Origin of the sequence: Paenibacillus sp. (assembly GCF_031177825.1) — a bacterium.
Taxonomy (GTDB): domain Bacteria; phylum Bacillota; class Bacilli; order Paenibacillales; family YIM-B00363; genus Paenibacillus_AE.
The window spans coordinates 108,505-120,364 of record NZ_JAPSKE010000013.1; the positions used below are offsets into that span (position 1 = coordinate 108,505).

The 11,860-nt window shown below is 58.4% G+C and carries 7 protein-coding genes; all 7 read right to left on the reverse strand.

From position 1 onward, the window contains the following. Positions 1-24: 24 nt before the first annotated feature. The gene (locus RIN49_RS16280) at positions 25-3,459 is read right to left on the reverse strand and encodes a glycoside hydrolase family 2 TIM barrel-domain containing protein (RefSeq protein WP_309121225.1); all 3,435 of its coding nucleotides are present in this window, start codon (positions 3,457-3,459) and stop codon (positions 25-27) included. 71 nt (positions 3,460-3,530) lie between these two features. After that, positions 3,531-5,219: an ABC transporter substrate-binding protein gene (locus RIN49_RS16285; RefSeq protein WP_309121226.1), complete on the reverse strand. Its 1,689-nt coding sequence runs from the start codon at positions 5,217-5,219 to the stop codon at positions 3,531-3,533. A gap of 72 nt (positions 5,220-5,291) precedes the next feature. Beyond that, positions 5,292-6,164: a carbohydrate ABC transporter permease gene (locus RIN49_RS16290; RefSeq protein WP_309121227.1), complete on the reverse strand. Its 873-nt coding sequence runs from the start codon at positions 6,162-6,164 to the stop codon at positions 5,292-5,294. Positions 6,165-6,178: 14 nt separating this feature from the next. Continuing rightward, positions 6,179-7,114: an ABC transporter permease gene (locus RIN49_RS16295; RefSeq protein ID WP_309121228.1), complete on the reverse strand. Its 936-nt coding sequence runs from the start codon at positions 7,112-7,114 to the stop codon at positions 6,179-6,181. Positions 7,115-7,324: 210 nt separating this feature from the next. After that, positions 7,325-8,932, reverse strand: a complete 1,608-nt coding sequence (locus tag RIN49_RS16300; RefSeq protein ID WP_309121229.1) for an extracellular solute-binding protein — start codon at positions 8,930-8,932, stop codon at positions 7,325-7,327. A 43-nt stretch (positions 8,933-8,975) separates the two neighbouring features. Next, positions 8,976-11,252: an AraC family transcriptional regulator gene (locus RIN49_RS16305; RefSeq protein WP_309121230.1), complete on the reverse strand. Its 2,277-nt coding sequence runs from the start codon at positions 11,250-11,252 to the stop codon at positions 8,976-8,978. A 121-nt stretch (positions 11,253-11,373) separates the two neighbouring features. Continuing rightward, positions 11,374-11,733, reverse strand: a complete 360-nt coding sequence (locus RIN49_RS16310; protein ID WP_309121231.1) for a Lin0512 family protein — start codon at positions 11,731-11,733, stop codon at positions 11,374-11,376. Positions 11,734-11,860: the final 127 nt, after the last annotated feature.

Below are 11,860 nucleotides of genomic sequence, written 5' to 3' on the forward strand. Positions count from 1 at the left end.
AATACAAGAATATTCGAACAAAACCTATCCACGCTCGAAACGGAACCAATCGAAGTCGAATCGGCTGCCCGGCAGGAAGATGAACGTCACTTGCCGCAGCCCCGATACCTTCTCCATATCGAACGCGCGCTCCTCGTATCCGTCGGATTTCTCGAACTCCACGAGCCGGCTGCTCTCCCCGTCCGTGCCGGAGAACCGGATATGAATGGTGTTCTCGATCGGCGACCTCCCTCGAACGATCAGCTTCGACGCGCCTTCGGCCGCGAAGTCCATCCCGTGGAACTCCAGCGAGACGTTATTGCCGATCCCTTCGACGCGACGGCCGACGACGGCGAACGCATCGCCGTACATCCGGTCGCAGTCGGCCGCCTGGTTGCGTTCGAACGCCCGGCTCTGCCGTTCGAAGGAGAAGCCCTTGATATGCACCTTCCGCCGAAGCGCGAAGCAGATCGACGTCACGCCGCGAAGCCGCTTCGTCAGCCGATATGTCTCCTCCTGATACACATTCCACTTGGACGGCTTCTGGTAGACGACGTCCGCCACCAGGACGCTGCCCGCTTCGTCCGGCATCCCTTCCCAGATTTGCAGCGCGTACGGTTCGCTCGTAAGCGCGAAGATCGGGATCGTCAACGTATCGGAGCCGTACGGCCCGAAGTCGATGCCGCGAAAGCCGACAAGCGTCTCCCCGTCTCGGCTCGTCGCGACGCCCCGTTCGTTGCCGTTCCCGACCTCCCCCTTGGCGTAATCGTACAATCCCGCCGAGATAAATCCGTACGGATCCTTGTAAGCCGTCCCGAGCCCCGTGGCCGTGAACTCCAGCTGCGAGATCAGCTTCGTCTTGTCCGTGCCGTTCTTGCTCGTGCAGCGCAGACGGAACGCTCCGTCGCCGAGCGCGGTCACCTTCGCCCGCAGCCCGGCCGCCTCGACCGAAGCGAGGTTCGAGTCGATGCCTTCGTCCGTGACGACGCGCCATTCGACGTCCCGATCCGTCGCATTGTCCGGCCGCAGCGTCGCTTGGACGACGATCTCCCGTACGGACGGATCGAAGCTTCGGCCCGATTCGCTGACGAGTTCGATCTTGCGAACCGGAATTTCGTCCAAGCGCCCCGTCGCGCACGGCAGATCCCGGTTGCTCGTCTGCGCCGAAACCCCTGCCGGCGCGCCGCCCTTCGCCGCATGGGAATCGAATTCCAATAGGGCGGACGGCATGCCCGCCGACGACACCTCGACGCGAACGCGTCCCGGGGACAGCGTCGCCCCGACGATCGCCATCAGCTTGCCGCTGAACAATCTTCTGCTGAGTCCCTTATACGGGTCGAAATCCGTGCTGTCTCCGTTATCGAGACCCAGCAGTCGGCCCGCCCCCGAGACCTCGACGCGGACCCGGTTGTTGGCGTTCTCGACCGGACGGCCGTCTTCGTCCTCCATGCCGATCTCCAAAAACATCAGGTCGGCGCCGTCCGCCGTCAGCGCTTCTTTATCCGCCTCCAAGCGAATCCGCTTCGCGTCCCCGAAGGACGCCCTGACGTCGGTCGCGATGACGTCGCCCGCTTCGTCGTACGCGACGGCCTTGATTTCCCCCTCCGCATAAGGAAGCTTCCACCAGCCGACGAGCTGCGTCCCGCGTTCGCGGTCGAGGTTCATCGCGCCGACCGACGCGCCATTGAAAAACAACTCGATCCTAGGCGCGTTCGAGCAGACGCGGACGTCGATCCGCTGCCCGCCGTTGAAATCCCAATACGGGAAAACATGAACCATCGGGTTCGTCCGGTAATCCGTCCAAGCGGCTTGATAGATATAATACGAATCTTTTTTGAACGTAGCCGTATCGAGCTGGCCGAAGTAAGCATTCTTGGTATGATACGGCGTCGGTTCGCCGATATAATCGAAGCCGGTCCATAAAAATTGTCCTAAAGAGAACGGCGTATCCCGCTCCGCCAGGATGCAAGCTTCCGCGGATTTCGCGCCCCAGCTCGTCGAGCTGTTTCCGAGCGCGGAGCATTGCTCGTCGTCGTCGGCCAGAATCGACGTCTCGAACGGAAAATGGTAGACGCCCCGGCTTTGTACGATCGAAGCGGTCTCGCTGCCGTAGATGATCCAATCCGGGTGCTCTTCATGGTGCTTCCGGTAATACTTTTCCGCATAATTATAGCCGGCCAGCTTGACGAGGTCGGCGCACTTCTGCGCAGGTTCCCAAGGCATATAGTTGGACCCGATCGTGACCCGCGCATTCCGCTTCGGATCGAACTCGAGCACATATTCCATAAGCATTCGCGTAACGTCTTGCCCTCGCTCGTCCGCATGCGTGTCGTAGATTTCGTTCCCGATGCTCCACATGAGGAGGCTCGGGTGATTGCGGTCCCGAAGCACCCAGCTCCTCACGTCGCGATAGGCCCAACCCTTGAAGAATCTTGCGTAATCGTACGGCGTCTTGGATCGCTCCCACATATCGAACGCTTCCGACACGACGAACAGCCCCATCTCGTCCGCCAGATCCATCAGCTGCGGCGCCGGCATGTTATGCGCCGTACGGATTGCGTTCACGCCCATCTCCTTCAGCAGCCGGAACCGTCTTCGCAGCGCGTGGACGTTGAACGCCGCACCCAAGGCGCCAAGATCGTGATGCTCGCATACGCCGTTCAGCTTCAGCTTCTTCCCGTTGACCCGCAGCCCCTGCTCCGGATCGAAGACGACGTCCCGGAAGCCGATCGACCGCTCGCTTGTCTCCAGCAGCTCCCCGCTTCGCTCCAACCGCGTGACCAACCGGTACAAATTCGGCTCCTCCGGACTCCACAGCAGCGGCTTCTCCACCGACAACCGGGCGCGTCCCTTCGCTTCCCGCCCGGAGGCGAGAAGCATCGTCTCCGACGCTTCCGCGATCGTGCGGCCTCGATCGACGATGCGGTGCACGAGAGTGACGTCACCCGCGAGACGCACATCCGTATCGACCTCCACCGACCATGCGTCGCTTCCGTCGACCGGCGGCCGGCTCGACACATAGACCCCGTCGGTGACGATATGGTCGTCGCCTCGCGTCTTCAGCCAGACGTTCCGATAGATGCCTGCCCCGGAATACCATCGGCTGTTCGGACTTTGGTGCACGACCTTCACGAGGATGTCGTTCGCGCCTTCGACGACGGCGTCCGAGATGTCGTGCTCGAAGGAGGAGTAGCCATACTTCCACTCGCCCGCGAGCCGTCCGTTGACGTATACGGAGCTATCCATGTACACGCCTTCGAAATAGAGCAGAAGCCGCCGTCCTCGGCCGCCGTCTTCCGCCGTCCGGACGAGTCGCTTCCGATACCAGCCTATCCCGTTCTCGTATAGCGCGGATGGGTTATCAATCAACCAATCATGGGGAAGATCCACCGGTTCGAAGCGCAGCCCGGCGGGATCGGCGACGTCCAGACCGCTCCTTGCGAATGCCCAGCCGTCGTTGAACGGCTCTGTCGTATTCATGGTCGATGCGCCCGCTTTCGCCATTAATTTAGAATGAAAGGCCAGGCGCTCGCGCCCGGCCCATGTTCGAGTCAATCCCCTAACAAACTCTTCGTCTTCTGGAAAATGTCGTTCGCCATATCCGCATATCGCGCGCTGCCGTTGGCCTCCGCTTGCGCCGTATACTGGCCCCAGTTATCTAGGCTTTCTTGACCGGTAATGAACTTGAGCGTCATCGTCTTGACATAATCCATGAGCGGCGTCTTGATCAGATTCATCTGCTCGGTCTCTTCCGGCGTCGCCATGATCGGCGGCTGCAGCTTGCGCGGCTCGCGCGTCGTCAAGATCCGATTGACGTAGTCCTTCTCGCCTTCGGACATCTTGGACATCTTCAGCTTGGAGGTGCCGCCGTAAGCGAACACGCCGCCGGCGAAGCCGAAGTCGGCGTTCAGCTGCTTCGTCGCGCCTTCGTTCAAGCCGTTGTAGTAGATGTCTTGATTGAGCACGATATTGCCTTCCGCGTCGACCGTATACGTCTCTCCTTCGACGCCCCAGAGGCTGAGCGTCTGCCCTTCGTTGGAATACCAGAGCCAGTCGACGAAGCGAAGCATCTGGATAAAGCCTTCCTCGCCCAGGTCGTCAAGCGCGTTCCGGCTGATCATGATGCCGTTCTCCAGACGCGAGGTTTCGACTTGAAGCTTCCCTTTCGGGCCGCCCGGCGGCGTAATCATGTACAGTTCGGCTTCCGGAGCCTGCATCTTGGACTTGTAATTCGACAGCAACTGGTAGTTTCCGTTCATTACGAAGGTGTCGCCCTTGAAAAACTTGGCGTTGGCGACTTCGTCCTCCTGGGTGAACGATTCGGGATCCATGACGCCGTCGGCGAGTAAGCGGTTGAAGTAGGTCAGGTACGCCTTGAAATCCTCCGACGCATCGGCGAATATGAATTGCTGCTTCTCGTGGTCGAAGGTCAACCCGTTGGAGAGACCCCATCCTCCGGTAACGCCGTATTGGACGGCCGCGATGTTCAACGTCGATTCGCCTTTGAATTGATCGGAAAACACGTAAGGCGCGCCGGTAAATTCCTTCACCTTCTTCATCGCTTCCGCGAACGACTCGTACGTCCAATTCGCCTGCTCCGCTTCGACGTCGATGCCCGCCGCTTCGAAGACGTCCTTGCGGATGATATAGGAATATCCGCCGCCGTTCGCCTCCCACATGCCCGGAAGGACGTAATACTTGCCGTCTTCCTTCAGCTTCGCCTTCAAGTCCTCTTCCATGCCCCACGCTTTCACGGCCTTCATATAGTTCGGCATGTATTGGACCCAATCGCTGACCGGCACGATTTGGCCGGATGCGACGAAGGCGGATTCGTCGTACGTCTTCGGAATGATATACGGCGCATCGCCGCTGTTGACCAACAGAGACTTCTGATTTTCGTATTCCGTTCGCGCCGTGATCGACAAGTCGAAGGTGACGTTCGACTTCTCTTGAATGGCGCTCCACAGCCGCCAATCTTCTTTGTAGGGGTAGCCCTCATGATCGCTGTACATCATGGAGTAGGTCACCGGCTCGTTGGAGCGGAACGTCTGGTCCTCCCCGAAGACGTAATCCGCAATCGCCGTCGCCGGTTCGTCTTTGCCGCCCGCCTCCGCCGGCGGAGCGGGCGATTCCCCGTTCGAAGAAGCGCCTGCGCCCCCGGACTGCGAATTGCAGGCCGACAGGATCGCGACCGTCACCGCCAGCGTCATGAGTAACGCTGCTTTGCTAAACCTTTCCATACCCGTGCCTCCCTTGATTTCTATTGCGTTGATGTATATAACGAAGCGGCGCCGCCCCTCCGGTTATACCGATTACCCCTTCACGGCGCCGATCATCATCCCTTGCACGAAATACTTCTGGACGAACGGGTATACGCAGATGATCGGCAGCGAGGTAAGCACCATGGCGGTCGACTTGACGCTGGCCGCGATCTGGGCGGCTTGATCGGACGATGCCCCGATCTCGGCGGGGCTGACCGCGTTATCGATGATTTGCTTCAAATACAAAGCGATCGGCCACTTCTCCTTCGATTGCAGGAAGAGCGACGGCCCGAACCAGTTGTTCCACATCCCGACCATGACGAACAACGTAATCGTGGCCAGGATCGGCTTCGACAGCGGCAGCACGATCTTCGTAAAGATGCCGAAGACGTCCAGACCGTCGACGCGAGCCGCTTCTTCGAGCTCGTTCGGGAGACTCGCGAAGAACGTCTTCATCAGGATGACGTTGAAGGCGCTGATCGCTCCGGGAATGACGATCGCCCATATCGTATCCCGCATGCCGAGCGTCTTCGCGACCAAAATATAGTTCGGGATGAGGCCGCCGCCGAAATACATCGTAAACAGCACGAACGGGATGAGAAATTTGTTCAGCCGCAGCCGTTCTTTGGAAAGCGGATACGACATGACGGCCGTGGCCGCGACGGCGATGCACGTGCCGACGACGGAGTACAAAATCGTGTTGCCGTAGTAACGGAAGAAGTCCGGTTTGCTCAGAATGACCTCGTACGTCTTGGTCGTGAAGTCGACGGGCCACACCGACACCTTCCCCGCGTAGATCGCGGCTTCCGAGCTGAAGGACTGCGCCACGAGGTAAAGGAACGGATATAATGTAAAGCAGACGACGAGGAGCATGACGATACCGTTGACGAGATTGAATAGGCTGAAGGACGATGGCGTTTTCACATCGAATCTCCTCTCTACCATAGGCTGGCTTTCGTCGTCCGTTTGGAAATTTCGTTCGCGATCGTCACGAGGATGAGGCCGATGACGCCCTCGAACAACCCGACCGCGGTCGCGTAGCTGAAGTTGCCGCCGGTAATGCCCATCCGGTATACGTAGGTGGAGATGACATCCGCCGTTTCGTACGTAAGCGGATTGTACAGAAGCAGGATTTTCTCGAAATTCGAGCCCAAGATGTTGCCGATGTCGAGAATCAGCAGCACCATGACCGTCGGCAGAATACCGGGAATCGTCACGTGCCAAGCCAAGCGGAACCGGCTCGCGCCGTCGATTTTCGCAGCTTCGTAGAGCCCTGTATTGATTCCGGTCATGGCGGCCAAATACAGAATCGTCCCCCATCCGAGCGCTTGCCAGATGCCCGAGGCGACGTAAATCGTCGGAAACCATTCCGGAAGCGAGATGAACGATATTTTCTCGTATCCGAGCCACGTCAGGAAGGCGTTGATCGGTCCGGTTACGCTCACCATCTCCTTGACCATCCCGGCCACGATGACCATCGAGATGAAATGAGGCAGATAAGATACCGTCTGGATGAATTTCTTCCACTTCATCCTTACCAGCTCGTTGAGAAGGAGCGCGAAGACGAGCGTCAGCGGAAATCGGACCGCGAGATAACTGACGCTCAAGCTTAGATCGTTGAAGAACGCTCTCCAGAACGTCGGGTCTTTCGTAAACATCTCGAAATACTGGAATCCGACCCACTCCGAACCGAAGATGTTCGGCCCGCCCCGATATTTTCGGAAAGCAATGACGTTGCCGACCATGGGAGCGTATTTAAAAATGACGAAGTAGATAACCGGAAGGATCAGGAACGAATACAGCTTCCATTCCTTCCGAACGTGTTTCCAAAGCGGGCCCGCATCCGCGGCCTTCTTCTCTGCATGAGCTCCCATGACGTCGTCCCTTCCATACGGAAATTTGCCCTTGCCGCGACTCGGACGCCGCCGCCCCGTCGCCCCGTCGCCCCCTCACTGTAGTCGGATCGGGTATCTCCATCAATGTGCAATAACGAAAATGATGTACAGTTGCGCAAAAAACGGGGGCGCCAACTTGAAACCAATGAACATTTTCGCAAAAAAAGACGACCTCCGATATTTCGGAGGTCATCTGCTCAAATAACGTCGATATGCCGCTTGTTTAATTTCCAACACGCGTTCGATGCCCAGCCGCTTCAGCTGCTCCGCCATCTCGTCGTAAGCGCTGATCGGATCCACGCCGAGAATGATGCGGAGCTCCGCGTCTTTCGCGTACGCGTCGATCGCATCCATCAGCGCCGAAAGCTCGCCCGCTTCTTCCGCCGTCGGCGTGATCGGCGGCAGCAAGTATTCCTCGTGCTCCGTAGCTCCCCACACGTCCGGAGCTCGATTCGTCTCCTCGAACTTCCACTTCAACCGCGAATCGCGTTGAATCATCGGGAAGTTCGTCTGGTGCGCGTATTGGAGCATGACTTGGTCGCCCGATAACCCGTCGGGATTGTCCTCGACGAAAGCCGTATATTTCGGTTCCTCGTTCTCCATCGTGTACGTCACGCCTTCGATACCGAACGTGTTCAGCATGCTGCCTTCTTCCGAATACGCGTAATCCAGCCAGCGCGCCGCCGCCTCCAGATGCTTCGTCGTCGCCTTGATCGCGGCCGAGCTCGTGCCGGCGTACGCGTTATCGAGCTGCCCGAATTTCGGAATTTGCCCTTCGAGCAGCGTCGGGTAAGGAGCCGCCACATACCTTGCTTCCGAGTCGTTCGCGAGCGACGCCAGGTTATACTTTTCGACATAAGCGTGCCATCCGATCGTCGCCCCGCTCGTCCCCGTCGTCAGCTTCTTGTCCACGGTCTCCAGGTCCAGCACGGCGAAGTCTTTATCGATCAACCCCTCCCGGTACCACTTGCTCATCGTCTCCAAATAGTCCCGATACCCGGGCTCGAGGTAACCGTACTTCACGACCCCGTCCTCCGCGTAGAAGTTAGCCATTACGCCGAACGCTCCCGCGAAGCCCGCCGTTCGTTCGCCAAGGAACAACGTTCGGAACGTGAGCGGCGCCGTCGCGCCCTTCTTCTCTTTGAACGCCTTGAGCGCTTCGTACCACTCGTCGATCGTCGTCGGTACGGAGAGGCCCAAGTCGTCGAGCCAATCCTTGCGAACGATCGGCCCGCCATAGACCCGGCCCGCCTCCGATCGGATGAACGGGAACGCGTAATACACGCCGCTGTCCGTCTTCACCATCTTATCGATTTCCGGGTTTTCCTCGAGTACGCGCTTGAAGTTCGGAGCGTATCGGTCGATCACGTCGTTGAGCGGCAGGATGTAGCCTTGTTCGATCGCCTTCTCGGGACCGCCGGGGTACTGCAGCCAATTGTTCAGGAAGATGTCCGGCATATTGCCGGAAGCCAGCAGGTATTGAAATTTATCGTCCCGCATCGGAACGCCGCCGAGATGGTCGATCGGGATGCCGGTTCGACGCTCGTATTCTACGTCGATCGCGCCTCGGTTCGGCGTTCCCATATCCGCGAATTCCGTCATGAGCGTCAGCTCGGGCGCGTCCGGCATCGGATAAGCGAACGGCTTCGCCGCCGAATCGGTCCCTCGGCTTTCCGCGTATTCGGACGACGGCCCCTTCCCGCCGCCTCCTCCGCCGAAGCATCCGGATATCAACGCGACTAGAGCCGCCGCGACGATCCAGCTTTTCCCCGTCCGACCGAATATTCGCGCTTCCATGGCCAGTTCTCTCCTTTCGCTAGCCGTCCGTTCCCGGCGTCCGTCATTGGATCGTCTTGTACTTCCCGGGCGTGATTCCTTCGTACTTCTTGAAGACCCGGATGAAGGCGTGGCCGCTGGCGAAGCCGACCCGCTCCGCCGTATCGTCGATGTGCGCCCCTTCCGCCAGCAACGCCTTGGCCGCTTCCACCCGGGTCTGGCTAATAAAATCGTGCAGCCCTTGCCCCGTCTGCTCGCGGAACAATCGCGACACGTACTGCGGCGTTAGGCGGAACGTATCCCCGATCATCGACACGCTCAGATTTTTGTCGCTATAGGTCTCCTTCACGAAAGCCGCGACCTTCTCCCCGATGCCCGCGTTCGTCTGGACGCTCTGCTTCGCCCGGAGCACGCCGCCGACCCGATCGAACAGTTCATGCAGCTCCTGATGGAACTCCGCCTTCGTCGCGCAGGACAACAGGCGCTTCAGCGGACGCCATTCGTCCCAGGCGATGCTCGCCTGCTCTTGATCGGGGATCGACTTGATCAGCGTCGTCGCTACGTCCAGCAGGACGCACTTCGCGATTTCCAACGACGTCTGGCGTTGGAAAGCTTGTTGGACGACGTCGTCGATCATGCGTCTCGCCTTTTCGAACTGTTCCGCCTTCATGCAATTGATGAGAATGATCTGGTCGTTCACGGTGAAGAAATAACTGCTTTCGCTCGGCTTCACGTCTCCGTACCAGATCAATCCGCCTTCCCCGAGCACCATGCGGTACTCTTGGGCTTCCAACGCTTGCAGGAACGCTTGGTGCACGCCGTCCAAGCCGGTCTGAAGCTCGCTGCCCACCGTCGTGAAGCGCAGCTTGTACCGGGCCGCGATGAATTCGGAAGCTTGCGCGAGCGCGTCTTCCAGGTCGTCTTTCCAATCATCCGCGCGTTCCCGAACGACGTTGACCACCGCCGCGAGCGTGCCGTCCACATCGGTAAAGTGAATCGTTGCCCGGCCCCCCGCCGAATCCGCGACGATATTGGACACGATGAACTGCGACAACGCAAGGTCCTCGACGCCCCCCTCGTCGCTGTCGATATAAAACAACAACGCTGCGAATCGGTCCGACGTCCAGTCTAAATTGTGCGTCTTCGCGAGCTCCGAGAGCGGCACGTTCCGATCGGCTTGGCCCTTCAACAGTCTCCCTAAGTAATAGCTTTGCAGCACCCGAAGCTGTTGGACGTGCTTATTGGTCATATCGTCGCGCTCGCGGATCGTCTCGAGCACGCTTCTTCGGATGAACGTGTATTCGTCCAGGTCGGTTCGGTTCGTCTGAGACGATGAGCCTCTGGAGAAGACGCTCACTAATTCTCTTACCGGGTCGTAGTTTTTGCGCGCGAAGTAATAGATGACCGCGCCGCCGATCGCGAAGCAGAGCAGCAGCCCCAGCAGATTCAATCGTTGAATGGCCTGCGCCCGTACCCAGAACACGTCCGTCGGGAACACGCTGACGTATTTCCACCCCGTCGTATCGGACGTCTCGATCGTAATCATCGATTCGACGCCTTCGAACGTGTCGTTGAAGGCGCCCGCGCCGCGTTCGAGCCACGCTTGGTTCGCCGTCGGCGCCATCGTCGCTTCTCCCGCGTTCCGAAACAAAATTTGATCGTTCGCATCCAGAATGAACACTTGGCCTTGCTCTACCCAGTCGATGTTGTCCAGCATCGTCTTGATTTTCTCCGCGTGCAGCGGAATGAGCAGCGTGCCCGCCGGCCCGGCTCCCGCTTGTATCGAGAACGACCGGAGATAGGAAGGCGTCACCGTCCGCTTCCCTTCATTCTCGACCGGGAGCAGCGCGTAGCGGCCCGGCTGCCGTTCCTTCATAAGCTGCAGCCAGTCCTCGTAACCGAATGCGTCGGTCTGATGCTTCATCTCGAAAAACATCCGATCCTGCACGTACGTTTCGCTCGACAGGACCGACTGCCGCGTCTCCGAATACAGATATATTCCTTTGATAAAATCGTTCGTGGACAGCAGCTTGTTCAGTTCCTGCTTCGTCTTGTAGATGTGGTAAGCGTTTTCTTCCGCGGCCGAATCAAGAAACTTGCGCACGTCCGGATGAATGGAAAGCTGCGCGGCCAAGCTTTCGATCTGCTGCAGCTCCCCATCCACGATATATCTCACCTGCTGCAGCATCGCGCCGCTCGCCCGCTCGATTTCGAATTCGACGATTTCCCGGGTCTGGCTGTATATTATGACGCTTAGGATAACGGGGATCATCAAAATGACGGCGTAAGAGACGATCCACCGAAACGCCACGCTGCGCGTAAAGTTCCCCCTCTTCCACATCGATCCGTTCCCCCTAAGCCGCATTTCGAAAATGTACATTTTCTATATTAGCACGAACGCATTAGGGGATTCCTATGTACAATTTGAACCTCGATGTACAGAATGCAAAGTTGCGATATTTTTAGTATCCCACCTCGACCGACGCGATGACCGCGTAGAGGAGGTCGTTCTTATCGTCCTTGTCGGGCAGCACGATGCCGCTCGTCGTCAGCATGCCTCCGTCCAGCAGCTCGATCGTCACTTGTCCGTAGGGAAGTTCGTCCCGTACCGCCTGAAGATTCAGCTTCTCTTTATCCGCGGGCACCGCCAGCTTGACGCGCACCTTCATATTGGAAAGCTCTCCGCCGGGCAAGACGCTGACGATGCCGGGCATGGAATTGTGGTGGATCGCGTTGTGCACGGCGCGGACGGCCGCCTTAGTAACGTCTTGACCGTGAAGATCGATGCCCATGCCGACTTGAATAAACATGACTTGTTGCATTTTTTCGTATTCGCTCCCTGTTCGCAAGGTATGAACTAGAGCTTCATTATAACAAGCTTTGTGCGGAGCACCTAGGGACGAAACAGGGCTCTCCGGGAATGCCCGAGGAGCCCATTCAATTCATACG

What these genes read in the sequence shown, in the direction of transcription:
- RIN49_RS16280 (WP_309121225.1), bottom strand. Translation starts at nt 3,459, where the DNA reads ATGAATACGACAGAGCCGTTCAACGACGGCTGGGCATTCGCAAGGAGC.
- RIN49_RS16310 (WP_309121231.1), bottom strand. Translation starts at nt 11,733, where the DNA reads ATGCAACAAGTCATGTTTATTCAAGTCGGCATGGGCATCGATCTTCAC.
- RIN49_RS16305 (WP_309121230.1), bottom strand. Translation starts at nt 11,252, where the DNA reads ATGTGGAAGAGGGGGAACTTTACGCGCAGCGTGGCGTTTCGGTGGATC.
- RIN49_RS16300 (WP_309121229.1), bottom strand. Translation starts at nt 8,932, where the DNA reads ATGGAAGCGCGAATATTCGGTCGGACGGGGAAAAGCTGGATCGTCGCG.
- RIN49_RS16285 (WP_309121226.1), bottom strand. Translation starts at nt 5,219, where the DNA reads ATGGAAAGGTTTAGCAAAGCAGCGTTACTCATGACGCTGGCGGTGACG.
- RIN49_RS16295 (WP_309121228.1), bottom strand. Translation starts at nt 7,114, where the DNA reads ATGGGAGCTCATGCAGAGAAGAAGGCCGCGGATGCGGGCCCGCTTTGG.